The sequence below is a fragment of the Haladaptatus halobius genome (genome assembly GCF_020618475.1).
GTDB lineage: Archaea > Halobacteriota > Halobacteria > Halobacteriales > Haladaptataceae > Haladaptatus > Haladaptatus halobius.
In genome coordinates this window covers 25,864-52,717 of record NZ_CP085335.1, presented here as the reverse complement: position 1 = coordinate 52,717, position 26,854 = coordinate 25,864, and the positions used below count along the sequence as shown (strand labels likewise).

Annotated in this window: 23 protein-coding genes and 1 pseudogene; 16 read left to right on the top strand and 8 right to left on the bottom strand. The window is 57.8% G+C overall.

Annotated elements, in window-relative coordinates; translation table 11 throughout:
* Positions 1–175 precede the first annotated feature (175 nt).
* The 3 genes from LIW51_RS00250 to LIW51_RS00240 all read left to right on the top strand — a co-directional run bounded on the left by LIW51_RS00250 (position 176) and on the right by LIW51_RS00240 (position 3,802).
* Positions 176–1,312, top strand: a complete 1,137-nt coding sequence (locus tag LIW51_RS00250) for a glycosyltransferase family 4 protein (protein WP_227375262.1) — start codon at positions 176–178, stop codon at positions 1,310–1,312.
* A 91-nt stretch (positions 1,313–1,403) separates the two neighbouring features.
* Entirely contained in the window at positions 1,404–2,582 is a 1,179-nt protein-coding gene (locus tag LIW51_RS00245) for a glycosyltransferase family 4 protein (protein WP_227375261.1), read from the top strand.
* 32 nt (positions 2,583–2,614) lie between these two features.
* Entirely contained in the window at positions 2,615–3,802 is a 1,188-nt protein-coding gene (locus LIW51_RS00240) for a glycosyltransferase (RefSeq protein WP_227375260.1), read from the top strand.
* 478 nt (positions 3,803–4,280) lie between these two features.
* Here the strand turns inward: LIW51_RS00240 and LIW51_RS00235 are convergent, their stop codons facing one another.
* Together LIW51_RS00235 and LIW51_RS00230 are read right to left on the bottom strand one after the other, a co-directional pair.
* A complete protein-coding gene (locus LIW51_RS00235) occupies positions 4,281–5,750 on the bottom strand; it encodes a sugar transferase (RefSeq protein WP_227375259.1) in 1,470 nt (489 codons plus the stop codon).
* 429 nt (positions 5,751–6,179) lie between these two features.
* A complete protein-coding gene (locus LIW51_RS00230) occupies positions 6,180–6,494 on the bottom strand; it encodes a hypothetical protein (protein WP_227375258.1) in 315 nt (104 codons plus the stop codon).
* A 322-nt stretch (positions 6,495–6,816) separates the two neighbouring features.
* On the opposite strand from LIW51_RS00230, the gene LIW51_RS00225 reads away from it, so the two are divergent.
* Positions 6,817–10,656, top strand: a complete 3,840-nt coding sequence (locus tag LIW51_RS00225; protein WP_227375257.1) for an ATP-binding protein — start codon at positions 6,817–6,819, stop codon at positions 10,654–10,656.
* A 146-nt stretch (positions 10,657–10,802) separates the two neighbouring features.
* On the opposite strand, the gene LIW51_RS00220 is transcribed toward LIW51_RS00225, so the two are convergent.
* Positions 10,803–11,705: a transcription initiation factor IIB family protein gene (locus LIW51_RS00220; protein WP_227375256.1), complete on the bottom strand. Its 903-nt coding sequence runs from the start codon at positions 11,703–11,705 to the stop codon at positions 10,803–10,805.
* Between the two features lie 190 nt (positions 11,706–11,895).
* Between LIW51_RS00220 and LIW51_RS00215 the strand changes: the two genes are divergently transcribed.
* Positions 11,896–12,051 carry a hypothetical protein gene (locus LIW51_RS00215; protein WP_227375255.1) on the top strand — a complete coding sequence of 52 codons (156 nt, stop codon included), beginning with the start codon at positions 11,896–11,898 and terminating at the stop codon, positions 12,049–12,051.
* 6 nt (positions 12,052–12,057) lie between these two features.
* Positions 12,058–12,351, top strand: coding sequence for a hypothetical protein (locus LIW51_RS00210; protein ID WP_227375254.1), 294 nt, complete (start codon positions 12,058–12,060; stop codon positions 12,349–12,351).
* Positions 12,352–13,402: 1,051 nt separating this feature from the next.
* On the opposite strand, the gene LIW51_RS00205 is transcribed toward LIW51_RS00210, so the two are convergent.
* Entirely contained in the window at positions 13,403–14,074 is a 672-nt protein-coding gene (locus LIW51_RS00205; RefSeq protein ID WP_227375253.1) for a hypothetical protein, read from the bottom strand.
* A gap of 338 nt (positions 14,075–14,412) precedes the next feature.
* Here LIW51_RS00205 and LIW51_RS00200 point away from each other — a divergent pair, with 338 nt between their 5' ends.
* The 7 genes and pseudogenes from LIW51_RS00200 to LIW51_RS00170 all read left to right on the top strand — a co-directional run bounded on the left by LIW51_RS00200 (position 14,413) and on the right by LIW51_RS00170 (position 18,921).
* Entirely contained in the window at positions 14,413–14,643 is a 231-nt protein-coding gene (locus LIW51_RS00200; RefSeq protein WP_227375252.1) for a hypothetical protein, read from the top strand.
* 1,365 nt (positions 14,644–16,008) lie between these two features.
* Positions 16,009–16,248 (top strand): annotated as a pseudogene (locus LIW51_RS00195) (MBL fold metallo-hydrolase); the annotation flags it as partial.
* 31 nt (positions 16,249–16,279) lie between these two features.
* Positions 16,280–16,423, top strand: a complete 144-nt coding sequence (locus tag LIW51_RS00190; RefSeq protein ID WP_227376833.1) for a hypothetical protein — start codon at positions 16,280–16,282, stop codon at positions 16,421–16,423.
* Positions 16,424–16,477: 54 nt separating this feature from the next.
* Entirely contained in the window at positions 16,478–16,618 is a 141-nt protein-coding gene (locus LIW51_RS00185) for a hypothetical protein (RefSeq protein ID WP_227375251.1), read from the top strand.
* A 678-nt stretch (positions 16,619–17,296) separates the two neighbouring features.
* Complete coding sequence (locus LIW51_RS00180; protein ID WP_227375250.1) at positions 17,297–17,467, top strand: glycosyltransferase family protein; 171 nt, start codon at positions 17,297–17,299, stop codon at positions 17,465–17,467.
* 89 nt (positions 17,468–17,556) lie between these two features.
* Positions 17,557–17,715, top strand: coding sequence for a DUF1059 domain-containing protein (locus LIW51_RS00175; protein ID WP_227375249.1), 159 nt, complete (start codon positions 17,557–17,559; stop codon positions 17,713–17,715).
* A 75-nt stretch (positions 17,716–17,790) separates the two neighbouring features.
* Positions 17,791–18,921 (top strand): ORC1-type DNA replication protein, encoded by a 1,131-nt coding sequence (locus LIW51_RS00170; protein ID WP_227375248.1) that lies wholly within the window; start codon positions 17,791–17,793, stop codon positions 18,919–18,921.
* A gap of 135 nt (positions 18,922–19,056) precedes the next feature.
* Here LIW51_RS00170 and LIW51_RS00165 read toward each other — a convergent pair whose 3' ends face one another.
* A complete protein-coding gene (locus LIW51_RS00165; RefSeq protein WP_227375247.1) occupies positions 19,057–19,692 on the bottom strand; it encodes a helix-turn-helix domain-containing protein in 636 nt (211 codons plus the stop codon).
* Positions 19,693–19,832: 140 nt separating this feature from the next.
* On the opposite strand from LIW51_RS00165, the gene LIW51_RS00160 reads away from it, so the two are divergent.
* Together LIW51_RS00160 and uvrB are read left to right on the top strand one after the other, a co-directional pair.
* On the top strand, positions 19,833–20,276 hold the full coding sequence (locus tag LIW51_RS00160; protein ID WP_227375246.1) for an ester cyclase: 444 nt from the start codon (positions 19,833–19,835) through the stop codon (positions 20,274–20,276).
* A gap of 201 nt (positions 20,277–20,477) precedes the next feature.
* Positions 20,478–22,544, top strand: a complete 2,067-nt coding sequence (uvrB, locus tag LIW51_RS00155) for an excinuclease ABC subunit UvrB (RefSeq protein WP_227375245.1) — start codon at positions 20,478–20,480, stop codon at positions 22,542–22,544.
* A gap of 5 nt (positions 22,545–22,549) precedes the next feature.
* Here the strand turns inward: uvrB and LIW51_RS00150 are convergent, their stop codons facing one another.
* The gene (locus LIW51_RS00150; RefSeq protein WP_227375244.1) at positions 22,550–23,683 is read right to left on the bottom strand and encodes an SPFH domain-containing protein; all 1,134 of its coding nucleotides are present in this window, start codon (positions 23,681–23,683) and stop codon (positions 22,550–22,552) included.
* A 135-nt stretch (positions 23,684–23,818) separates the two neighbouring features.
* Here LIW51_RS00150 and LIW51_RS00145 point away from each other — a divergent pair, with 135 nt between their 5' ends.
* Positions 23,819–24,991 (top strand): HD domain-containing protein, encoded by a 1,173-nt coding sequence (locus LIW51_RS00145; protein WP_227375243.1) that lies wholly within the window; start codon positions 23,819–23,821, stop codon positions 24,989–24,991.
* Here the strand turns inward: LIW51_RS00145 and LIW51_RS00140 are convergent.
* Positions 24,981–25,892, bottom strand: coding sequence for a carbohydrate ABC transporter permease (locus LIW51_RS00140; RefSeq protein ID WP_227375242.1), 912 nt, complete (start codon positions 25,890–25,892; stop codon positions 24,981–24,983). The two genes, LIW51_RS00145 and LIW51_RS00140, sit on opposite strands and share 11 nt — an antisense overlap.
* A 4-nt stretch (positions 25,893–25,896) precedes the next feature.
* Entirely contained in the window at positions 25,897–26,853 is a 957-nt protein-coding gene (locus LIW51_RS00135; RefSeq protein ID WP_227375241.1) for a carbohydrate ABC transporter permease, read from the bottom strand.
* Between the last annotated feature and the right edge of the window lies 1 nt (position 26,854).

Here is a 26,854-nt window from a genome sequence, read left to right as displayed (position 1 = left end):
AGTTGTTGGTTTTGTCTATCAGTTATCTAGAACTATTGTCCATTTTTATTAGTCATATTTTCTACAATATTGGTGAAGAGTTGAGTTCTATTGTGAGTAAATGGGGTAGAATCATAATACTTAGTGCGGACGAACCGGGGAGTTACTTATACTTACAAAAATATTTGCACTCGATATGGCTACGATCGCCGTCGTCCACCCCGACTTCTCGGTCAGGGGCGGTGCAGAAGCCGTCTCCATGAACGTTCTCGAAGCTCTCCAAATCGACCATGACGTGACTCTCTTTACTACGGTGAACCCGAATTTCGGCGCGCTGAACGCCTACTACAACACCGACGTCGGTGACGTATCGGTGGTCGTACCGGGGATCAACGTCGTGGCGCGACAACTCATGGGGGCGCGATTCGGTCTGCTGAAATACGCGCTCTGCAATCGCGCAATTAGGTCAAAAACGGACGCCTTCGACCTCGTCGTCGGAACATACAACGAACTCACGGTCGATAGCTCCTGTGTGCTATACGTCCACCATCCTGTATATCGCCAACCGACGGAGTCGCTCGATGCGCGCGAGCAAACAAGCGTGCGTCGAGTGTACGAGCGATTCTGTGCCGCCATTGCAGGCGTGACCGACGACCACCTCCGAGAGAGCACTGTGCTTGCTAACTCACGCTGGATGGCCGCACTGGTCGACCAAGTGTATGATGCCGACGCACGACACCTCTACCCCCCAATTGATACGACGGAGTTCGCCCCTCTTCCTCTGGACGAACAGGAACACGGGTTTATCTCCATCGGGCGGTTAGCACCCGATAAGAACACCCTTCGGAACATCGAAATCATTGCCCGGGTTCAGGAGCGCGGCCACGACGTCCACCTCCACCTCGTCGGACCATCACATCTATCTGACTACGAGGAGACAGTGCGGGAGCGGGCGGCCCGATACGATTTCGTCTACATCGAGGAGGAACTGCCCCGAGACGAGTTGACGCGGATGGTGGATACCCACCAGTACGGTCTGCACGGGAAGGAGAACGAACACTTCGGGATGGTCGTCGCGGAGATGCTCGCCGGAGAGACGATTCCGTTCGTCCCGAACAGTGGTGGCCAGCGCGAGATCGTGGACGAGCGCGCCGAACTCTGCTACGACTCCGTCGAAGAAGCCGTCGAGAAGATCGACGCAGTACTCTCGAATTCCTCGCTCGAAACCGAGATTCGATCCAACCTCACCGGCGCGAGCGACCGATTCGGACGCGACCGATTCCGGACGCAGATCAGGGATATCGTACGTGATTCGATAGACGGTTCCGAGTAAATTAACATGGAAATGATTTTTTCAATCTATTCCACCATTAAGGATGACTATGAAATAGATTATGTAGCATCTACGCTGACACACTAAGACGATGTATGTCGGACTCGACGCGCGGACGGTGACTGGCAACATCTCCGGCGTGGGTAACTACCTGAAGAACGTCATCGAGGCGGGTGCCTTCGACGGACACACCGTCTCCGCCTACTACGACGGCTCCGAAGGCGAATCACCCATCGATATCGAGGTGCCGGACGAGACGACGCTGAAATGGCGTGCCCTCTGTCTGCCAACCAGAATCACTGACGTTCTCGGCTCGGCCGCACCCGTCTGGTGGGTGAACGTCAGTCTCGCCAACGCGCTCCGAGCCGACGACGTAGATTGCTTCTTCGGCCCGAACTTCGTCCAGCCGTTCACGTTCGGCGGCCCCAGCGTCGTCGTCGTCCACGACATGGTTCACCGCCGGTATCCCGAGACGCATCCGATGGTCTACCACTGGTATCTCAGGACGTTCCTCACCGGGTCGTTGTGGCGCGCAAACCACGTCATCACGGTGTCCGAAAACACCAAACGGGATGTTAAATCGTATCACGACGTTCCGGAGTCGCAGCTGACTGTCGCCTATGGTGCGGCGAACGAGACGTACCGACCGCGAGAGCTGTCAGGAGAGACCATAAACCGGTTGCAGAAGAAGTATGACCTGCCGTCGGAGTTTCTCCTCTACGTCGGCAACCTTGAACCCAGAAAGAACCTCGTCGCGCTGCTGCGGGCGCTGTGGACATTCGAGGACGACGAACGACCCCCACTCGTCGTCGTCGGGCAAGAACACCTCACGGACGAGGAGTTCGCGGCGGAGTACCAGCGGTGTCCGTTCACCGACCGTATAACCTTCACCGGCTACGTGGCCGAAGAGGATCTCCCGCTGTTGTACGACCTAGCCTCTGTATTCGTCTACCCGTCGCTGTACGAGGGATTTGGCTTACCCGTCCTAGAGGCACTCCAGTCCGGGACGCCGGTTGTCACCTCCGACCGGTCGTCGCTCCCCGAGATTGTCGGTGACGCCGCGCTCACCGCGAACCCGCAAAACCCGAGTACTCTCGCGGACGCGATCCGACACCTCTGGTTCGATCCGGACGTTTACGAACGGTATCGGCGACGCGGGCGACAGCAAGCGTGCCGATTTTCGTGGTCGCGGACGGCCTTGGAGATCGCGGCGGTTCTCGAGTCAGTCGGGTCTAGCGACCACAACCGACACACCTCCGTTACGATATAATTCGAACCAACTCGACACCTATCCAACTACACATGGCACGCATACTCGTCCTCTGTTCGCGCATCCCCCACCCACTCGTCGGCGGTGCGAAAGTCCGCCTGTTCAACACGGCACGATTGCTCACGGACGACCACACCGTCGACCTCCTTATTGTCGATGAATCGCCAGTTGACGAGTCGGCCGTCACAGCACTCGAAGACGTATTCAACGACGTTACAGTGTTCTCCTATCCGGAATATCGCTTCCACCTGAACACGGTTCCCGGACTTGTCTCACGGCGGCCCCTCCAGACGTTCTATTATTCGTTTTCCGCAGTCGAGCAGTGGTTGGATAGCAACGTCAGGAAGTACGACCTGGCGTTCTGCAATCATGTTCGAACGACAGAGTATATCTGTGAATATGACCTGCCGAAAGTTGTCGATTTCGTTGATGCGATTTCACGGAACTACGAAGCCTCGGGTGAACATGCGAATGGCCTCTGGAAAGCGATATACCCGATAGAAGCGCGTCGCTTGCTTCGCTACGAACGGATGATTGTTAACGAGTTCGACCATTCGTTTATCACCACCGAGGAGGACAAACGGTACATCGAGGGATTGAACCAATATGAATCACTGACCGTACTTCCCAACGGCGTCAACAACGAGATACTCGAACGAGGACGGAATTCCACGGAACCCACCGACGACGATCCACGACTTGTCTTCCTCGGGAAGATGGATTACTCCCCAAACGAGGACGCTGCGACCTTCTTCGCCAAGTCGATTTTCCCCCGAGTCCGAGAAAACTACCCGGGCACGGAGTTCCTAGTTGTTGGTGCGAGTCCGACCGAAACGGTGAGGAAACTCGACGCTCTCCCCGGAATCACCGTGACGGGATTCGTTGAAGACTCTACTGGTTACCTCGAGGATGCCCACATCGTCGTCGCTCCGATGCGACACGGGGGGGGCCTCCAGAACAAAATCCTCGAAGCCATGGGACTTGGGAAACCTGTCGTCACGACGCCCCTCGGCCAACAGGGTATAGACGCTGAAGACGATAACCACCTCTGCATCGGGGAGACGTCGGACGAATTTGCACGAGAGGTTGTCAAGTTGCTGAACGACGAGACGCGGCGCGAGCGAATCGGTCGGCAGGCACGGGCACGCATCGAAGAACGGTACACGTGGGAGGAGATTCGACTCGAACTACTAAGGTTGGTGAATGACGTACTTAAATAGACCCTTGTGAATCCCGTCGTCTGGGGACAGTTTCACTGGTTACTGTGTCGTGTATGCACAGTCAAACACCGATCCTTCAAATAGAGGAGATAAAACGATATGAAGAGACGTGAAAATGAGGAGAGACGCTATCCTCCGATAGTGTCCGAAAACGGTTTATTGCTGTCAGAATTATGATGGAATTGCTCGGATGGCTCGTTGTGGCGGTTCCGCTGATAGACTGTATCTCGACTGGTACTTCGTTCAAGTACTCGGACGAATTGTAGAGGCAATAGAACCAGAGCTTCGGACAAGATTCGAGAAATACGGGGGAGGAATGGGGTATATTCTGCGATTCCAATGGGTTTGAATGAAGCGTATTTCATAGAAGAGGTTTTTAATGCAGTCATCAACCAGTGACTCTATCCTTTCTCAGGGCGCCTACAAGACTTTTAATATCTTTGAAAGCCTCAGACGCTCTCTTCAACTTGATTGGACATTACGGATGTGACTCGTTGTTGGATTCTTCGGTAGGCTCCTGTGTATCCGATTCGTCGCTTCTCATAATCAAAACCACATCCTCTACGACCTGCCAAATCTGGCGCGCAACGATTTTCAGGTCAAACCAGAACGACTGTCGTCGAATGTACTCCAAATCGTATCGAAGCTTCGCCGTCGGGGTTGTGCTCTTAGCATCGTGGATCTGAGCTAGTCCAGTGAGTCCGGGTTTGACGAACCACCGCTTTCGCCACGTCTTCGTCTCCGCCTCCAAAAGCGGTTCTTCGTCCGTCCAGACGGCGCGCGGGCCGACGACGCTCATCTTCCCCGTGAGAATCGTCCAGAGCTGGGGAAGCTCGTCAAGGTGAGTCTTCCGAAGAATTCGACCAACTCTGGTGATCCGGTCGTTGCCGTCGTCCTCTTCAGGTTCAGCCGATTCACTGTCGGGCAACATCGTCCGGAATTTGTATACCGGGAAGGTATCACCGAGTTCTGCCGTTCGTTCCTGACTGTAGAAGACCGGCCCCGGACTGTCGAGTTTGACGGCGAGTGCGATGACGATGAGAACGGGCCCAAACACCGCGAGGCTCACGGCCGCGAACGTCACGTCGAAGATGCGCTTGAACAGGTAATCCAGCCAGTCCCACGGTTCGAGCGCGATGTCGACGAGTTCGTCGCTGCCGGTGGATTCCGTTCTCGTAAGCACGCTATCCATATGTTCGCGGTGGGCCTTCGCGGTCACGCCATGTTTATAACAAGTGTCGAGCGTACCGAAGAACTCAGCCCGGTCGGAGGTCGAAAACGCAAGTATTGCGGTGTTGATGTCGTTTTCGATCAGCACCTCTTCCAGCCGCGAAAGACCCCCGAGTCGGTTGATTCCCGATAGCGGTTGTTCACCCCAACCATCGGCCACGATACGTCTCCCCGTTGTATCCTCGTCCTTGATCCAATTGGGTGGTGAGACGTATCCACATACGGACATGCTGGTAGTTTCGAAGACGGATTTGATGTGCTCAATGTCGTCGCCGACGATGATAGCGCGCGCATTCTCGCCTACAGGAGGACGGCGAATCATGATGAACCAGAGCGGTAAGAAAAGACCCAGTAATGCCGTGACGATGATAAGTGTCGAGCGTGGCAACCGATAGCTGTAATCGAAGTACCCGATGGTTGCGAGTTCGCAACATGCGATCAACACCCGCTTTTCGGTGATGAAGAAAATGTCCAAGATGCGGCGCGGACGAGGCTTGAACATGGGAACGAGACTGACAGTTACCACCGTCGCGGTGGTCAGTATCGTTATCGTGAGTTTCTCCTCAGTGAGTACCTGTGGCACGAGCTGATTAACCACTGGAACGAGAGTCGTAACCGGCTGCTGGGTCGCAGGGAGGTTTGCGAGCACGACGGCGAGCGTTGTGAGTGAGATAGCGCCACCGATACTCGCCAGTCGATATCGGAGACCAGAGACCATTAGGTAAATAAGCGCAGGGGGACTTCATAAATGCTGTACACCGTTGATTTTAATAATTAAGATGAAACTACTTCCTAAATGTCTAATGTTCTATAGTACTAAAACACCCTGTTTCAGCCTGATTATTCATCACATTGAGGTTGAGAACACGATGAATGCCAATTCCGCAGAACGAATTTCGACACAAACCATCAGACGTCTCGTTTCAACAGATTAAAACGATGTATTGAAATATACAAAAATCTGATATCAACCCCACTTGGAAGAGTAAGGATTCCGCGAAGCAGCGTTCAGGGGTGTGCGTTTCCTCGAAAGTGACGACACGAACGCGACCCTTCTCATTGGTAGCCATCTAATTATGATCATGGCAGAGTTACTCAGGATCACACCCATATGACGGTTGTTTAACAGTATGACATCAAAACTGAATCATTTTCTTTCGCGCCACATTTTGCCATGGCCGACCGCTCGCTCCTCATCGCGCTCTTCGCCGGAATCATCCAAGGTATTTTCGAGTAACTTCCCATTACCAGTGAAGGGAACATCACCCTCTTTTTCACTGCCGTCGGAACCGCGCCGGAGGTTGCACTGCGATTCTCGCTGTTCTTGCACGCTGGAACCGCCGTTGCCGCGGCGGGTTACTACCGCTGCGAACTCGAGGATATCCTCCGAGAGCTCCCGCGCTGGCGGCCCGCCTCGGCCTTCGAGGGCGACCGCGCCGAACTCACGTTTCTCGCGGTTCAATTTGAACCACACGCCCAGCGAACAATCACGCTCAATGTGACGCTTGTGTACGTTGGTACTCAGAATGTTACCGTCAGAAATAAAACGGCAACAGTTACAGATGTTCCACCGAATGCGCTCCAACTCCATGGGCTCCCCCGATGGAAAAAACATCACGTCGAATCCCTATCTGCGTGCCACGGTAATAGACAGTGAAAGAAACAACACTCTGGAAATGACTGTTCACAGGCTTTGAGTCTTCAATTTTAAAGAAAAGGAATTAATTATCATTGAATGGATTGTTAGGACATCTTCCGCTGTTCGAGGAGGATTGCTAGCCCAGATGTCGACGCCGAATAACAACAGCGACACCGAGACAGCCGATCAGCCGTCACGTCCAGACATCGTCCGCCCCGAATTCACGGTCGAGGGCACACACGCAGACCGCCCACCGATTCCGGACTCTGTCAAACCTCGTCCATATATCGAGATTCGACCCTCCGAAACACCCCTCGACGCACGGACAGTCGTGCGTGCGATGGATCTTCTCTATTCGATGCTCGATCGGGAGACGAAGACCGGACTTCGTCACTTCCTCACCCGGTCGACACAGGCCCCTCTCGTCGAATGGTGCCTCATCTCCGATGGTCGGGAAGACACGACGATTCGTTATCTCGTCGGCACGTCACAGCCCGACCTCCTCTCTGAACTTGAGAATATATTGCGAACTTGCGTGCCGAATACGTATGAACTCACCCACGTCGAATGGCATCCACAACACGTCGAAGAACATCTGCCGCTGAAAATCATTGGGACGCAACCAACAGACCCCTCTGAACAAACCGGGCAACATCATCCAGCAATCTCGCCATCGAGTCCTTACATTGCAGGTGTCGAATACAAAGGCCGTGCCGAGCGACGCTTCGATTGGCAGACCCCGCTCACACCATTCGGCGAATTCACAGCGAGCAAGACGACCAAAAGCAAGGACACCTCATACCAGTCCACAAACAATGAGTCTAGACGAATCCCGCTAGCCTCGCTTATCGAAACGATCCGGGATGCCACCGTTCCAGTCATCTATCAAGCAGTCTGTGCCCCGGGCGGTGACTGGACACCTGCGGCTGACGACTATCTGTATCACCTCGAACGCGGACAAGGATCACTGAGTGCGAGATTTTGGGAGATGATCTATCCCGAGCCCGAAGAGAGTCGGCGCACATACAAGCCAACGGGCACAGACAAGACTCGAATCGACGGCATACAAGAGCGGACACTGCGCCGCACGTTCTGTGTTTCTGCACGCGCAGTCGCACTTACGCGAGAAACACCTGAAGATGCTGATAGGGTCGCCCGCCGTCTGACGAGTGCATTCGCGCATGTGAGTGGCGAAAACCACGAGATACGGGGTGAGGTTCGAACTGATGATGAACTCCATCCGGGGTCGAAGAAACCGCCGGGCAGCCAGATTTTCGACGACCTCTGTGAACGCACGGTTGGGGCGGTCACGTACGAAACCCAACGGAACTACTTGCCATGGATTCCACACGAAAGCACGGGGGTCATCGTCGCACCGGAGGAACTACCGGGATTCTGTTTGCTTGGCGGTGGGGGACTTACGCCGAATGGGCAGCGTGCGCTGGCAACACGCCCTGTCGAACGTACCGGCATCCCGCTCCCACCACCACAGCAGCTACTTCGGTACCAACCGCCCGGGATGACCCTTTGTATGCCGCTCACCCACGACCGCCAACCCTACGGCCAGCCGCTCGCGATCAAACCCGTCCACCAAAGTCGTCACCTCCTCCTCGTCGGCGACACTGGCGCAGGTAAGACGGTGCTTCTGTGTGGCGCAATTCTCACGAACGTCATCGCGACGAACGGCCCAGAAATCATCTTCGATACGAAAGGTGGTGGCACCGCAGAAGAATTCCTTCGAGCGTACTACGCCACCTTCGGAAACCTCGATGACGTCATGTACTTCGATTTCACGGAAATCTTGCCAGCACTCACCTTCTTCGACATCGAGTCACTGCTGGCAGCGGGCATCCCCCGCGAGGAAGCGCGCTCGCGGAAAGCCGGCCATTACGAGGAGATTTTGAAGGGTGTAATGGGAGCCGAACGCTTCGGTCGCGCAGTGGATTCACCGAAAGCCATCCGGAATCACATTAAGGCATTATTCGATCCGATTCACGGCCAGAATGCATTCTCGCATACAGATCTCTACGAGGCGTTGCGACGGACACAGGAACAACAGACGACACCACCCGTGTCCGATAACCGCTATACGGAGTACTTCGAAAATCTAGTTACGCGCGACCGCGATGTCTTCAAGAAAGTGCTCAGCGGTGCGATCGGCCGGGTTGATGAAATCGCCACGAATGGCCGACTTGCACCGCTCTTCGAATTCGTAGCGACAGACGACCAAGAAAACGGTCGTTCGCCACGATTCGATTTTGCGGACGAGATAAACGAGGATACCGTGATTATCTTCGACTTTGGTGGGATGGAAGACCACGTCAAGCGAACGCTCACGCTCGTGTTATTGTCGAATCTCTGGAGTGCACTCAAAGCGCGGAAAGAAGATTCCAATACCCCAGAGTCAGCACCACTGGTGAACGTCTACCTCGAAGAGGCTGCGGGCGTTGCAGACACAACACTCGTCGATACGCTGCTTTCACAGGGACGGTCGTTCGACGTGTCGCTGACGCTCGGCGTACAGTTTGCTCGCCAACTCGACTCACCCGATCCCAGTGACGAGACGTACCTCGAAGCACTCAACGAAACAGCCACATTCGTCGTTGGGAACGTCTCGGTCAGAGACGACCTCACCGAAGCACTGGCCACCGGAGAGATGCCTCCCCAAGAAGTGGCACGTCGGTTGAGTGCGCTCCGGAGTGGCAAATGGTTAGTGAGACCCGGTTCAGGATTCGACGAGCCAACACCACAGCCCTTCCTCGCAGAATCACTGCCAGCACCACGCGGACATCCTGCAAGCGACGATCCACTCGCAGGGACAGATGAGATGCTGTTCCAGGCAGCATTTGAGAAAGCGAAATCACGGACGTACCTAGATGCCGGGATCGCCCGCGTCCAACAAACCGGGACAAAGAGTGGAGAGACGGAGACGGAAACAGAGGCAAGCGCAGAAGATACAGACGGCGATGAAACGTCCGGTGAAACGATTGAACGACCGAGTGCCCGAGTAGATACGCTCTTGGCGCACACGAAGCGACTCCCCAAGTTCATCAGGTACGACGAACAGAGTCACGCCCTTCGGTGTGGACGATGTCAGAATCGCTACGACCCATCGATCAAGGGAATGTGCCGTGCCATCGAATGCTGTCATTCGATGGACGACGTGAACCGCGACAACATTCCCATCTGTGAGTTCAATCTTAAGCTCTCACCAACGGAAATCGCTGAGTCCGACTGGTCGATTTCACAGTTGTTGTTCGTGCAGGCAGTGTATAACGCCCAGCAGTTGCGCTACGATCCATTAGAGTACGACATCATCGAGGATAGCATGCTGTGTCTGCAGGAGTATGTCGGTATCGAACCCGAGGAGATTCAAGGGCTCATCGACGCAGATGTCTTGCGACGTGACGGTGACCACCCCCATCGATTGTACTCGGTGACACCCGAGGGTCGGCCTGTGATCGGTGAAGCCTACCGGGAGGGCGTTGACTACGGGCATGGCGTAGGGGACTTAGAAGAATCTGCACAGCACGTGTGTCTGAACGAGGCTGCACGACGCTATCTGATACAGGAGTATGAGGAAAACCCTGAATCGGACGTAATTGAGGTTCATCCCTACTACGAGTTGGATAATGGCCACCGCCTCGACTGTGCAGGATTGGATAGTGAGGGAAACGTCGTTGTGACGGTCGAAGCCGAACGCATCAACAACGACCGCTCCGAGGCGATTCTCGATGACTTCGATAAGATGGCGTCGTGTGACCCACAGGAAGCGATCTGGTTCGTGTTGACTCGACAGGATGCACACGATGTCCTCGAGACGTTGTATGAGCCGCGACGTGGTACACCTCGAGTGGAGAAAACGTATAGTCGGAACACGCCACCACAGCAGTTCCGACTCAATGCACCTGGGGTGACTGCCATCTATCCGATAACGTATATTCAGCGGGAGTTGGACGATACAATCCCAATACGCTCCTTATAGAGCACTTACTGGAAATCGAACCTGGAGGATACGTTTGAGACGGTCATCTTCTGCCACCAACCCACCGTGACGAGGTTGTGGCTGCTGGCCGAAGGCCGGCAGCGGTGGGTGGCTGGTATCGAAAAAAGAATGAACCGCCCGTTTCGCTATCTGACGCTGACCACCTCACGCTCCGTATCGGACACGAGCTTCGGCTCGGCCTGTCCGTGCCTCTCTTCGTAGGCGTCGTACAACTCTCGGGAGTAGCGCGCGATCACGCTTTTCGACGTTGGACACACGTGGCTTACTGCCTCGGCCATCTGCGCCTGGGTCATGTTCTTCCCGTCCGTCAACCGGTCTGCCGCGTAGACGGCCGCGCCCGCAACGGCGATTCGTGACGTCCCTGAACCTACTGGTGCCATGTCGGCTACCTCCAGGAGATGCCTCCCCAGCCGTACGAACTCTAACACAGTCCGCGCATCCAGCTTGTCGTCCAATTCTACCAACACCGCATCCACCGCTCTCGTCTGCACTGGGGGAAACGCCTCAACCAGGTCACACTCGATCCGGATCTTCCGCGCTGCTGCACATGCTCGTTCGTGCGTCGACTTTGCATATATCGTAATTGTGTCCGTCTCTCGTGGCACGCCCGCTCGCCTCGCCGCCAACAGTACTCCCCCGGCCGCCAGTGACTCCCAGGCCATCCGGCCACCCGGCAATCGTCGTTCAGCCGCCTGCCGCATGAGCAGGCACACGTCCTCGCAGACATACCTGGGAAGCCCGACGTTCTCACCGATGCTCTGCACATCGCGCAGACTCTCGTTCAGCCGTCGGTCACGGGCGTCCATGCGCTTGTCCAACCGCCGTAGCCGCCCAAATCGCCGCTTTTGTTCGGCCGAGAGTGGTCGTCCACGTTCATCGCGCCCGAGTTCGAATCGCGACCCGAGGCCGTGGTTGACTCTGAAGGCGGTCGTCGGCTCGATCGCCCACTCCTGGGGGCCACTTCGCCGCACTGGCCCATGCACGCTCGGCGACACCGTCTGTTTCACTGCATCCGTGCTGACGACCAAGCCACACACCTCACAAAACGTCTCGATCCCGGCCGTGATCAGCCGCTGGCCACACTCTGGGCACCTGCTTGTCTGGTCATTCGATTGTCGGTACGAACCTTCTTTACCGAAGCTGTTGCTAGTACTCATTGGAACTCATCTCAGTTCCGAAGGCGCGCCTCACCGCGTCTTCTGCAGCTCTCACCCTCACGTGAGATCCATCTCTAATACGACCGTCCATCTCCTGCGCGCGCTCGCGAAGGCGCGAGCGAGCGCCCCCTGGGCGCGAAGCGAGCGCGCGCTATCGGAAGTTAATCAAACGAGCACGCGCGCCGTCCCGGTCGGGGCGAGTGGCCAGCGGAGTTAGTCTGGCGTGTTCCGAGCACCCACGGCGCGCAGGAACCGACCGACTAACCCGCTGGCGTTCCGGGAGGGTGCGAACGATGGCCCGACCGAACAGGACGGCGAGCGGGCGTTCGGAGCACACATCGCACGTACATGGCACGAGGCAGACCAACTTGTCCACGGGGTGGGACTGAAAGGGGCCGGCGTCTCGGGGAACCCGGACGACGCAAGCACCGCAACGGAGTGCGGAGCACAGCGAGTCCCGGGAGTCGAGATGCCAGGGGCTTTCGAGCGTCTCGACATCCCAAATCATACTCCGTAATGGATCGTACAAGGTGTTTAGCGACTATTTATTGATAATTAAGTAACCACCAAGTAAGGATGACCTCGATGGCCTTCGCTAGTGCAATCGCCCCTGCTGTCGGCCGGTGGGCTGACGCACTGCTCACGGAACGCGATTTGAGAGTCGACTGGAAACTGGCTGGCGAGTAGGGTAGAGCACAAACGTGTGGTTCGACCGATCTGAGGGAGACTATCTAAAGTAAAAATATGATAGTGTGCTAATATGCCGTATGCGGAATAGTAGTTCGGAAGAAGAACTAACCGATGACTCCGACCTAAGAGGGGTGTCTATCGAACTTGCAGTATCCGGTCGAGATCCGGAATTCTTCAGGCATGGTGCGACGACGCATATCCTCAATTTCTTAAGCGATAATCCCGACATCAACGTCTCTATCCGACAACTCTCAAAGGATCTACCTCTTCGGTGACGAGGTGTAGCACCTCGGTTGAGCTATATGAGACGATCGGCAGTGATCGTGATTCGGTTCAGGTATCCGTTCGAACGAATAGATACCGACGATTCGAGGATTGTGAAACTACTACAAAAACGGCAGTAAACAGCAGTCTTCGAAAGTGAATCGGTCGCTCGCAAATCAAAATATTTGGAATTCATATGAAGTTATTTCGTATAGAAGGCTACGGTTTACTACTGAAAATTGGAACGGGGCTCATCGCGATAAACGGGCCGGTATCAGCGATGTAGATGGAAGTCACGTAGCATCGGCAGCGTCCCAAAACTATCTTCGATACCAACCGATGTCCCTAATTCTTCGGTGGCGATGCACTCGGTGACGGCAAAAAGGAGGGTTGCGGGATTATCTCCACGGCGTGTGTCGACCAGCAGGCAAACACCTGGTATAGCAACTCACACTCCGCGATGTGGAACCGAAAAGGCCGGGTGATAACGCGTTTGTGGCTGACGCAGCACTATCAGCGTGCATGTCTCACGAATGAAGTGCACCGATATGTCGCCTGAGCGACCGCGAGCGACTGGAGCTTTCGAAACCGTAGTCACCGACGCCATCTCACGCTCAACTATCGCCATCCGCACTCTCATCTGGCCACGAAAGATCCACGCCATACCGTTCGAGACCTCGCGTGAGTGCGGCTTCGATCTCGGAATCACGCCGATGGCGTGCTACTGGCCCAAATGGAAGTGCTGGCTCCTTCGACGACTGCGGTGGGTAGCCTACGAGTGTCCCACTCCTATTCGTCTCTACCCAACAGACGGGCGCCTCGCCAATCGCACTCTCCTGTTCGGTCGAAAGCGACCGTTCGATCGGAGCAGTGCCGGGTGACAGAAGCGAGCGCGTGATGGCATCAGTTGCGTCCTCCTCGAACGTGATCATCGTCCGAGCATGGTCGCGGATGGCAATCGCCACCGTATCGGAAAACTGCGACGGGGACGGCCCACTCACTACAAAAGCGAGCGGTGTCCGCGAACAGTTTGAAAGTACCTCTCGAAAAAGCGTGCCGGCACCTGGCAGCAGATGAGAGATACCATCAAGAACAAGTGGATAGTAGTACGAATCCTCGTTTCCTGGTTTGTGAGTTTGATTTTCGTCTGAATCTGCACTGGAATCGGACATCGTTTGAAGCGTTTCCCAGAGTCGACGCACGATGGTCATGGTGAGGAGGTGGGTTGCACTCCGAGCGATATCCGTACCAAGGCCGTTGTCCGCATCGGGAGCGTCACCCGACACGAGGATGATCGCGTTCTCTGTGACACCCTCAGCGAACGAGTACGTCGTGTCATGAGTGAGAGGATTGTAGTATTGGAGCCCATCAGTTGGAACCCCAATAACGTCCGTGCCGTCTGAAACACGCGTGGGTCGTGTTCGAACGCTCGCTGAAGGTGTGTGCGGACGGTCGGGCGATCTACGCCAGGGATGAGCTCAAGTAGTGGGTCGATATCTTTCTCAAGATCCGCAGCCTCAAAACACGAGAGAATGCCATTTTCTCCATACACCGATCGCTCGTCGCTGAGAACGCCGGGCAAGAGCAAACTCCAGACAGTAGCGACGTTCCAGTCGAACGTCTCGTGTTCGCTGAACACGTCCAGCAAGTCTGCGATACGACCGGTGATCGGATCTCGTGTAAGCGCCGTGTGATCGATGGCGTCCTCGGACCCGTCGAAGGGGTTAACGCAGACGTGCTCGGCTTCCGGCACGTCGAGGCGTGCACAGAGGTCGGGACGCGAAATATCGATCCAGACGACATCCTCAAGGCGGTCGGGAGTGCATACAGCAAATCGAGCGGTGGGCCACAATGAGGACTGATGTAACAAAAGCCCCGGTCTGCGTGTGCCCACTGGACACAGAGACGGTGACAGAGTGCTGTCTGTTGGTCAGGAATGGTGCCCTCGATATAACAGGTCTGTAGGAGGTCATCGTCAGTGAGGGTGACTGGCGAGGCATCGTCTGGGTTCGTCCCAACCCACGTCGGTGATTCAGAAAGCGCACGCGCGAAGATCGTCTCGTCGGGGGCAGTAGCCATTATCTCGTTCATAGTGTGCGATAATACCAGTGTTTCGGACAGGAATATTATCTGTGATCAAAAATATCTGACTTTCGATACGTGAACGAAGTGCTGAAGCCGATACAGGAGTTCTCTATTTGGATCTTTTCTGGTAGCTATGTCACTCCATGGCAAACTTCCCGGAATAAGAGCCACGAATCGTGACCTGCCTTTGGTTGACCTCCGTGCCGTGAACAGCGAGGCTTGCGCTCGAAACCCACGCCAAGTCGTTCGAGACATCTCCAGTGTCTCATCTCGTCATCATGAATGACTGGAGGTCGTTTGAACGATTTTCGAGACGCTCACCTGTTTGCTATGTGAATGCCCCGGCCTCAAGGGTGAAGCTTCACGCTCTGTACTGGCTATAAATTCATCTGCATCTGTTTCTATTAGAGGATGTTCTAAACCACACCGCTATGAGTTCATAAAAGGACACCGCAGTGAGAGTCTCAGAAGAACTTGGAAACTTCGTCCGAAGATATGAGAACTTCACACGGTATCGGTTCGTCTCGTGTGGCGAGCGCCCCATTAATGGGTGCAACGTGGGTCATCGAATCCTCACACTTGGAGTTTCACACCGCAAGAGAGGGTTAAACAGGTGATTTGAGTGCATGTGTGAACCGACCAGTGGATGGAGGTATCGCCAGTAAGCCAGTGTGGAAACGGCGTGGAGAGGGCGTGTATCGAGGCTCTGTTAGTGAATCAAAGCACATTATCTCTTAGCGTAGTCCCCATGACAAGCCATTGGATGCCGTGACAAAGGGAAACCGCATGGTTGCGCCGATGTGTGAAGAGAGAGCACCGGTGAGATGAGACGCAGGTGAGCTGGTACTCGGCTTCTAACCATCGCAGTAAACTGCCGGAACACGCTCTGAGATGATGGCTATCGCCATTTCATCAAGCCATCTTTTGGGAGTACCATCATCGTACACCACTCCACGAATAGAGTCAAACCACTGTATTACGTACTATTGCGGTCGAAAACGCCGAGTGTGGAAATAAGCGGAGCGATTCGTGTATTCAAGAACACCAGAAAACGTCTCTCATAGCGTAAAACTCGGTGTGGCGAGAAACGTCGTCTAAACAGAGTCAGTCTGGACAATTAGACAAAGTAGCCGACCCAGCCATGACCTATATTCCAGAGATCTGGACGAACCCGATGAACAAGATCTCGATGACAGGAAATCAGGTCAACGGGACATCCGGACACGAACTGCTGGACAATAGTCACGCGGAGATCGACGGTCGAGTAATGCCAGTCAGTGCACAGGCCGAATTCTACGATTTCTCGGTGCACGCCGCCCGCGATGGACTGTTCGCATTTCTGGGTTCATGCAGTGATTCACAGATACGGATATCAATACTTCGACCAGGCTCCCGTAACGGACGGTATGCGCGTGTATATTGCCGGGACGAACGTCGTAACTGCACTTGACGCGACGATAGATATACACCGATGGAAAATCAACTTCGAAAACGTACTTGGGACCCCACTGCTGACGCTGTACGACGATATCCTCTTAGTGACGGCATAACAGCCTCTCGATTGGGATTGTAGTGCTGGATACTTCAACGCGCTTGACCCATCGATGGGCGACGTGGTATGGCAGTACTCGATCAATCCCACGGGCGAACCGCGACGAGCGGTTCTCCCTGAAGCGAAGGTACCCACAGTCACGGACGACATCGCCTACGTCACGAATTATTGCTCCATCTACGCGGTCGACTAGACGGCAGTCTGTCTGTGCTGGCGATTCGTCGCAGACAAGCCAATCGGACACGCTCTGACGTTCGAGAACGAAACGTGGAACTTCATTGCAGAAAGTACAGTCTATGCGCTTGATGCGACGGTGAGCAAAGTACAGTAGTAGACCTCGGTCGAATCCCAGATCGTTCATAGCGTAGCAGTATCGGACGGAACGCTCGTCGTTCCGGATGGCCAAATCCGAGACTCTGGGGTCAATACCTGCACCAGGCGTCAACGGTGGGCGGTTCGACTCGACGAGTACGATGCTGGCATCACGTACACACGCGATAGCGCAGGAGACAGTGTCCGCTTCGATAACCAGTTTAAGAGCGGCGACTGCTACACAGCTGGCTCGAACCCGTTAACAGGACAGTCGACGGGCTAGTTGGCACATTCGCTCTCGATGACGGTATCGAACGCTGGCGGGAATCGCATCTACAGACCGATTACTGGCAGACTCCATGTGTCGTCAGCAATCGGCTGTACCTCACGAACGCTGGCAAGCAACTGATCTGATTCATACAGATCATAGAGTAACCACACCCCCGAATACAATCTCCAATGACATCAACATCGAACCCAATGGAAATGAGCGCCCAACCACCGCAGACGACGAGTAACTCGGCCAGCAGGGCATCGACGCCGAGGACGACGACCACCTTTGCATCGGGAGACACCGGACGAACTCGCGCGGGAAGTGGTCGAGCTGCTGGACGACGGGGCGAAACGCGAACGAATCGATCGGCGGGCGCGGGCGCGCATAGAGGAGCGGTACACGTGGGAGGAGATTCGACCCGAACTGCTCGGACGGGTGAACGACGTGCTCGAATAGAGCGGGAGCAGTATCGCTCGCGGAGCCGGAAACATTACTTACGCGCGTCTCGTCACCGTTTCCACCCCGGCGAGGGGAGGAGAGATAACATGGCACACCAGTTCGAATGCACGCAGCAGGACTGTGACTTCATGGTACGGGCGAACGACGAGAACGAAGTCATCGACATGGTACAGGAGCACGCGCGGGAGAAACACGGCATGTCGATGGATAGAAACGATATCCAAGGCGCGATACAGCAGCGATAACCTACCAGTCGCCTTTTTGCCGACGCTATTGTCTCTGGCGAAGGATTAAGTACCTCGGGAAGCGTGGTGAAAGTGATGGCAGACGACCCCGACGAGGGGATGTTGTCGTGGGACGAGTCGGTGTTCCGCGAGGAGCACGTCTTCGAAATCGACTACGTGCCGGAGACCTTCGAACACCGCGCGTCCCAGATGCAGAGCTTGCAGTACGCGCTCCGCCCGGCAGTTCGCGGGTCGCGTCCCCTCAACGTCATGGCACGCGGTCCGCCCGGAACTGGCAAGACCACCGCCGTGCAGAAGTTGTTCGACGAACTCTCGGCCCAGACCGACGTTCGAACCGTGCGCGTCAATTGCCAGGTCGATTCGACGCGCTACGCTATCTTCTCCCGCATCTTCGAGGGCATCTTCGAGTACGAACCGCCGTCCAGCGGTATCTCGTTCAAGAAGCTGTTCCGCCAGATTACGGATAAACTGGTCGAGGATGACGAGGTGCTCGTGGTCGCGCTGGACGACGTGAACTACCTGTTCTACGAGGGCGAGGCCTCGGACACGCTCTACTCGCTCCTCCGCGCCCACGAAGCCCACAGCGGGGCGAAGATCGGCGTCATCGTCGTCTCCTCCGACCTCAATCTCGACGTTATCGAGGAACTCGACACGCGCGTCCAGAGTGTCTTCCGCCCCGAAGACGCCTACTTCCCGGTGTACGACCGCAACGAGATAGTGGATATCCTCGGCGAGCGTGTCAAGCGCGGCTTTCACGAGGGCGTCATCGGGCCGAACGTGCTCGACCGCGTGGCCGAACTCACCGCCGAGAGCGGCGACCTCCGGGTCGGCATCGACCTGCTCCGCCGGGCCGGACTGAACGCCGAGATGCGCGCCAGCAGAACCGTCAGCCTCCAAGACGTGGAGGACGCCTACGAGAAATCGAAGTTCGTTCACCTCAGCCACAGCCTCCACGCGCTGAGCGACAACGAAGTCGCGCTCGTCCGCGTCATCGCCGAAAACGACGGCGAGCAGGCGGGCGACGTGTACGAAGCCTTCCACGACGAGACCGATTTGGGCTACACGCGCTACTCGGAGATCATCAACAAGCTCGATCAACTCGGCATCATCGACGCGACCTACACCAACGTCGAGGGGCGCGGGCGGTCGCGGTCGTTGTCGCTGCGGTACGACCCGGACTCGGTGTTGGCGAGGCTGAACGACTGAGGCGAGTCGCCCACTGTTCTCGTAGGTGACGGTCGCCGCAAAGTCGAGGACAAAATACGAACCATCGACCGGTGTTCCTCCACCGAGGTTCCGACCGTCGGGGAGTCGTATCGTCGCTCCGAATCTCCGTCTCGACTACGACGCCGCCTCCGCGACGAACTCCTTGACGATTCGACTCTCGGCCCGATGGAGCAACCTGCTCGCCGCCGATTTGTGGACGTCGAGCGACTCGGCCAACTCGGCGACGGTACAGCCTCGGGGAGTATCGTAGTAGCCGCGCTCGACTGCCTGGGTGATGACTTGCCATTGGCGATCCGTGAGAAGCTCGCTCGAATCGTACGATTGGGTCAGCGACAGAACACGATACGGAATGCCGGTCGCTGCTAATTCGTCCGTGTACTTCGACAGCCGTTCGTGCGAGGCCGCCAGCGTCACGGAAAACCATCCGTCCCGAAGGATGGTGGGATAGATGGAGATGTTCTTCGACCTGAAGAGCGGATCGTAAGAGTTCGTTGCCGAGGTCGTGAACTGAATCAACACCGTCCGTTCATCGGAGTGGATAACCTCGAGCGAGCGCACTTCGGGCGTGCTCTCGAATCGGCGAACGAGCGCATCCCCCTTTGGCGTCTTTACTTCGAGAATCACGAGCGCGCCCTCGTCCCGTAGTTGGCTCGCCAGCAGCCTGAATTCGGCGTCGGGGAACTCGGTGGAGATATCGGCCATCCAACCGTCCACCGCCGTCCCGTCGAGTTTCAACTGGATTCGAGGCATATCGTCCTAGAGTCGGCTACGGAATAGCTTAAAGACGGGAACTTGTTCCCGCTCGAACTCACGGCGGTCGTCCGCCTACTACCTCCCGTGGTTGCAATGAATCCGCAGACCGACATTCGTACCGAAGAGAAACTATATCCATGACGGACGCATCAACGACTCCCCAACAGGAACGGAACGAGAAACTCGCCCGACGTATCCCAGAGGGCGTCTTCGCGGAGGGCGACCTCGACCTGCTCGACGAACTGTACGCCGAGGATGCCGTCGAGCACACTCCCTTCGGAGACCAACGGGGTCGAGCGGCGATCCGAGAGTCCTTCGAAGGCTTTCTCGCCGCGTTTCCCGACATCTCGCAGACCGTCGAGGACGTCGTCGCCGAAAACGACACGGTCGCCATGCGAATCACGAGCCGAGGGACGCACGAAGGTGAGTTCGTGGGAATCGAAGCAACCAGGAAGAAGATCGAGGTGCAGCAAACGGCCTTCGTCCGCATCGAGGACGGGAGAATCACCGAACGCTGGCTCCTCCCGGATAATCTCGGACTACTCCAACAGATCGGTGTCGTCGAACTCCCCGTCGAATAACGCCGTTTTAGGCGCTGAGAACGCACTACGAACGAGTTCGCTGGAGATACGGGACGACATCGGGTGATTCCAGTCGAGTTGAAGTCCGTGCCGGCGATGACGGCCGTACGCGGAAGACGCCCGATACGTCGCCGGTCGATAGGAGTGCACCGGGCCGGGAAACGACCGCCTCAAGTAGCTCGAATCCTTACGGAAGATACCATGAGCGACACGCAGTCGGGGCCACTCAGGCCGGATGACCCGAACGCGGAGACCGACTTCCGGGTGGACGCCCCCTTCGACCCGGCGGGGGACCAACCGGAAGCCATCGAGCAGTTGGCGGCGGGGTACGACGAGAGAATGGACAAACAGACTCTCCTCGGCGTCACGGGGTCGGGAAAGACCAACACCGTCTCGTGGGTGGTCGAGGAGATACAGAAACCCACGCTGGTCATCGCGCACAACAAGACGCTGGCGGCGCAGTTGTACGAGGAGTTCCGCAACCTCTTTCCGAACAACGCGGTGGAGTACTTCGTCTCGTACTACGACTACTACCAGCCCGAAGCTTACGTCGAGCAGACCGACACATACATCGACAAAGACGCCTCCATCAACGACGAGATCGACCGCCTGCGCCACTCCGCGACGCGCTCGCTGCTGACGCGAAACGACGTCATCGTGGTCGCCTCCGTCTCCGCGATCTACGGCTTGGGTGACCCGCGTAACTACGAGGAGATGAGCCTCCGCCTCGAAGTCGGGCAGGAGATCAAGCGCGACGAACTGCTCGCCCGCCTCGTAGATTTGAACTACGAGCGAAACGACATGGACTTCACGCAGGGCACCTTCCGCGTCCGGGGCGACACCGTCGAGATATTCCCGATGTACGGCCGGTACGCGGTGCGCGTCGAACTGTGGGGCGACGAGATCGATCGGATGGTGAAGATCGACCCTCTCGAAGGGGAAGTGAAATCACAGGAACCCGCCGTGCTCGTCCACCCGGCAGAGCACTACTCGATTCCGGAGCAGACGATGGAAGAGGCCATCGCGGAGATCGAGGAGGACTTGGAGAACCGAATTCGCTACTTCGAGCGCAACGGTGACCTCGTGGCCGCCCAGCGAATCGAGGAGCGCACCACCTTCGACTTGGAGATGATGAAGGAGGCGGGCTACTGCTCGGGCATCGAGAACTACTCGGTCTACCTCTCGAACCGCGACGTGGGGGACGCCCCCTACACCCTGCTGGATTACTTCCCCGACGACTTCCTCTGCGTCATCGACGAATCTCACCAGACGGTTCCGCAGATCAAAGGCCAGTTCGCGGGCGATAAGTCGCGCAAGGATTCGCTCGTGGAGAACGGCTTCCGCCTGCCCACGGCCTACGACAACCGCCCGCTCACCTTCGAGGAGTTCGAAGAGAAGACCGCGAAGACGCTCTACGTCTCCGCGACGCCCGCCGACTACGAACAGGAAGCGAGCGAGCAGGTTGTCGAACAGATCGTTCGCCCGACCCACCTCGTCGACCCCAAGGTCAAAGTCAGCGACGCCTCCGGACAGATAGACGACCTGATGGCCCGCATCGACGCGCGAGTTGAGAACGACGAGCGCGTGCTGGTGACGACCCTGACCAAGCGCATGGCCGAAGACCTCACCGAATACCTCGAAGAGGCGGGCGTCGCCGTGGAGTACATGCACGACGAGACGGACACGCTCGAACGCCACGAACTCGTCCGGGGGCTTCGATTGGGCGAGTTCGACGTGCTGGTCGGCATCAACCTGCTCCGCGAGGGACTCGACATCCCCGAGGTGTCGCTGGTCGCCATCCTCGACGCCGACCAGCAGGGGTTCCTGCGCTCGGAGACCTCGCTCGTGCAGACGATGGGTCGCGCGGCCCGGAACGTCAACGGCGAGGTCGTCCTCTACGCCGACGAGGTGACCGACGCGATGGACGCCGCCATCGACGAGACCCAGCGCAGGCGGCAGATTCAGCGGGAGTTCAACGAGGAGCACGGCTTCGAACCTCGGACCATCGACAAGGAGGTCTCAAAAGCCAATCTACCGGGGAGCAAGACCGACACCAGCGGCGTGACCGGAACCGACCCCGAGACGGATGAGGAGGCCGCCCGGTACATCGCCGAACTCGAAGATAGGATGCAGGAAGCCGCGGGCAACCTCGAATTTGAACTCGCTGCCGACATCCGCGACAGAATCCAAGACGTTCGCGCGGAGTTCGAGGTTGACATGGGCGTCGAACCGGAGGGAGGCGTCGAACCCGAACTGGACGAGTTCTGACCGACTCACCGCGATTTCTCAACCGACTCGCGTTCGCGCTCGTCGTCGATTTCGGTCACGTCGACCGCGTCATCCATCTCCGCGAGCGTCTCCTCGATGTTGTCGAGTCCGAGCAGTGCCTTCGTCTCGGGGTCGAACTCGTTCGGTTCGAGAGTCGCTCCGTCGCCGCGAACATCGCTCCCTGTGAGATGTTTCCCGAAACGCCCGAAGAGCGAGGTAAGTTCCTGCGGCAGGACGAACGTCGTCGAGTCGCTCGCGCCGATACGTTGCAGTGACTCCAACCCTCGCTCCACGATGGCGCGCTCGCCCATCGATTCGGCGGACTTCGCGCGGAGGACGGTCGAGACCGCGTCACCCTGCGCTTCCAGGATCTGGCTCTGTTTCTCACCCTGCGCGCGGATGATGTTGGACTGCTTGTCACCTTCCGCCGTCTCGATGGCGCTCCGGCGTTCACCCTGCGCTTCGAGGATCATCGCACGGCGGTGACGCTCGGCGCTGGTCTGGCGCTCCATCGCCTGCACCACGGGCGGGCTGGGGAGCACTTCCTTCACCTCGACGCTCTCGACGCGGATCCCCCACTCGTCGGTCGGCGCGTCGATCTCCTGTTGGAGGCGGGCGTTGATCTCGTCCCGACGACTGAGCGTGTCGTCGAGTTGCATATCGCCGATGACCGCTCGAAGCGTCGTCTGGCCGAGATACCTGACGGCCTTCTCGTAGTCGTCGACTTCGAGGTACGCGCGCTCCGCGTCCATCACGCGAACGTAGAGCACGGCGTCGGCGGTGACGGGCGAGTTATCCTCGGTGATGGCCTCCTGTCGCGGCACATCGAGCACTCGCGTCCGCACGTCGAAGCGGTGGGTGGCGCTCACGAACGGCGGGACGAAGTGGAGGCCGGGGCCGAGCAGTCCGCGGTACTCACCGAACACCGTCAGCGCGCGCTTCTCGTACGGGCCGACGATCTCCACCGCGCTGTTCACCGTGACCGCCGCGAGGACGAGCAGAAGGAGTCCCGCGACCGTCACCGGGTTCAGCGACGGGAGGGCGAAGAGAACGAACAGGACGATAGCGGCGGCGAGGAGGGCCTTCCCTGCGTTTACCCCTCGTGAGAGTTTACCGAGGTAGTAGAAGGGGTGTACCATACATCGAAACTATACGCACCAATCGTTTAACAGTTCTGTTGCGGTGAGTGTCAGGAATACAGTTGGAGAAGATGTTTCACCTCGGTGTCGGTAAATCGGACGCTTTACCCCGCTTCCCAACGACGCCACCACCCTATGCAGGCCATCAAGGACAGCGTCCACGACTACGTGGAACTCCCGCCGGTCGCCGAGGCGTTGCTGGACACCGGCCCCGTCCAGCGACTCCGACACATCAAGCAGTTGAGCACCGTCCGGCTCGTCTACCCCTCCGCGAACCACACGCGATTCGAGCACAGCGTCGGGGTCGCCCACCTCGCCGGGCGGGCGCTCGACCGACTCGATATCGAAAGCCAGCAGGCGAAGGCGGTGCAGGCCGCCGCGCTCCTCCACGACGTGGGCCACGGTCCCTACGGCCACCAGACCGAGGGTATCATCGAGCGCCGATTGGGGCAACACCACGACGAAGTCGGCGATCTGCTCGCGGACGGCGACCTCGCGGACGTGCTCGAACGCCACGACCTGAACCCCGACGAGGTCGCCGCGCTCGTCGCGGGCGACGGCGAACTCGGCCAACTCGTCGCGGGCGAACTCGACGTGGACAGGATGGACTACCTCGTCCGCGACGCCCACCACACCGGCGTGCCTTACGGGACGGTCGATTACGGCCGCCTGCTCGGGGCGCTCCGATTCGTTGACGGGGAACTCGTGCTCGCGGAGGGCAACGTCCAGACCGCCGAGAGCCTGCTCGTCGCCCGCGCGCTGATGAACGCGACCGTCTATCGCCACCACGTCTCCCGAATCGCAGGGGCGATGCTGGAGCGGACGAGCGAGCGACTGCTCGACTCGACCGACTGCAGCCCCGAGGAGTTCCGGCGGTTCACCGACGCGGAACTGCTCGCAACGCTGCGGAACTGCGACGCGACGACCGAGATGGCCGACCGAATCGCCAGGCGAGATCTGTTCAAGCGCGCGGTCTGGGCCGAGTGGGAGGCGGTACCCGCGGAAATCGTCGCGGCGAACCACGAGGAAGCGCGCGAGTTCGAGCGCGAAATCGCAACCACGGCGGGAGTGCCGCCGGAAGCCGTCCTGCTTGACAATCCCGGCGAACCGAGCATGCCGGAATCCTCGACGCGCGTCGTCGTCAACGGCGAAGTCCGGCGGTTGGGCGACAAATCGCCGCTCGTCCAAGGACTCCAAGCCTCCCAGCGAACCCAGTGGCGGTTTGGCGTGTACGCCCCCGACGAGCAGACCGACGAGGTGGCGAACGCGGCGAGAACGGTGTTGGGCCTCCGCGACCTCACTCCTTGAGCGCGCCCGCCGTTAGGCCGCTCACGATTCGCTCCTGCGCCACGACGACGAGGATAGCCACGGGGAGAACGCCGACGATACTCGCCGCCGCCATCAGGTTGTAGAACGCCTGAAACTGGCCCTGATAGTTGAGGATACCCCAGACGATGGGGGCCCAGTGTTGGGGCTGTCCGTCGGTCATCAGGAACGAGAAGAAGAACTCGTTGTAGACGGCGATGAACGTGAGGACGCCCGCGGTCGCCACGCCGGGCGCGGACAGCGGGATTATGACGCGAAAGAGCGCGCCGATGCGGGTCGCACCTTCGATGCGTGCTGCGTCCTCTAAACCGTCCGGTATCTGCCCATAAAACGTTGTCAGAATGAAGATGGTCAGGGGGAGAAAGAGCCCGGAGAAAGGCGTCACGAGCGCCCCCGGCGTGTTGAACCAGTTCGGACTCGACACGCCCAACACCGAGACGTTGCCGGTGAAGAAGTTGAAGAGGGGAAGGATGAACGCCGCCGGCGGAAAGTAGGAGATGGCGAGCAGGGTGACCAGCAGGATACCTTTCCCCCGGAAGTCCAAGCGGCCGAAGGCGTACCCTGCAAAACTGCCGACGAGCAGGACGATGAACGTCGTCACGAGCGCGATGGCGATGCTGTTGAACATGTACCGGTGGAACGGGATGAACTGGAACATCTCGACGAACGCGCCGGGGTTGAACCCCTTCGGCACGAGGCCCATATTGACGATTTGGTCGAGCGGCGTCAGCGCGAGCACGAGCAACCAGTAGAACGGAAACAGCGTCGTGACGATGAAGAAGATGGCCGCGACGTAGAACATCGCGCGGTACGCCCGTCTCGGGTTTCGAATCGCCCCTTGCACCCAGCGCGTGTACGGACCGTCGTTAGTTTCCTGAGCCATGGTTTCATCCGATGTCCGCGTAGCGAACGATGTACACGAGCGCCACCGCCCCCACGATTCCCGCCGTGATGAACGCCACCGCCGCCGACGTGCCGTACCGTCCCGCAGTGAACGTGGTAACGACGAGACACGACAGCGTCGGAATCGTGGAACAGTCCGAGACGGTCTCCACGATGCCGAACACGCGCATCGCTTGGATCGTCCGGAACAGCATGGCGACGAGCAGCGTCGGTAGGACGAGCGGGAGCGTGATGTACTTGAACTGTTGCCACCGCGACGCGCCCGAGACTCGGCCGACCTTGTACAGCGACCGGTCGATGCTCTGGAGCCCTGCGAGGATGAGCAGCGCCATGAACGCCGAAGTCTTCCACACGTCGGCGACGATGATGATGATGAGGGAATCGACGTTGTTGATGAGCGGCGTCGGCGTGAAGATGCCGAGGTCTTGCATCAAACTGGCCCCGAAGCCGATTCCGGGCTGGAAGATGAGATAGAAGATCATTCCCTGGATGGCGATGGGAACCGCCCACGGGATGATGATGGCGACCCGAACCCAGCGCCGACCGCGGAAGTCCTGGTCGAGCACGAGCGCCTGCCCGAACCCGACGAGCGTTTCGATGAGCACCGAAACGAACGTGAAAATCAGGGTCACGATGACGGCGCTCTCGAACGGTTGACCGAAGTTGATGAACGGGCTGCCGAGGATGCTGTCGAGTTCGCCTGACAGGAGCGCGGCGTAGTTTTCGAAGCCGACGAACTCGCCCACGTATCCGCCGCCGAAGAGGTTGTCCTCGTGGAGTGACAGTTGAAACGTCCTAACGAGAGGCCAGAACGCCATCGCACCCACCAACAGAAACGCCGGGAGAATGAGGAGGTACGCGAACTGTTCTTCGTCCAGGCGCTCAGTCCAGCTGGCGGGCCGTTTGACCAACGTCCGCACGGATCGCCGCACCGTACTCATC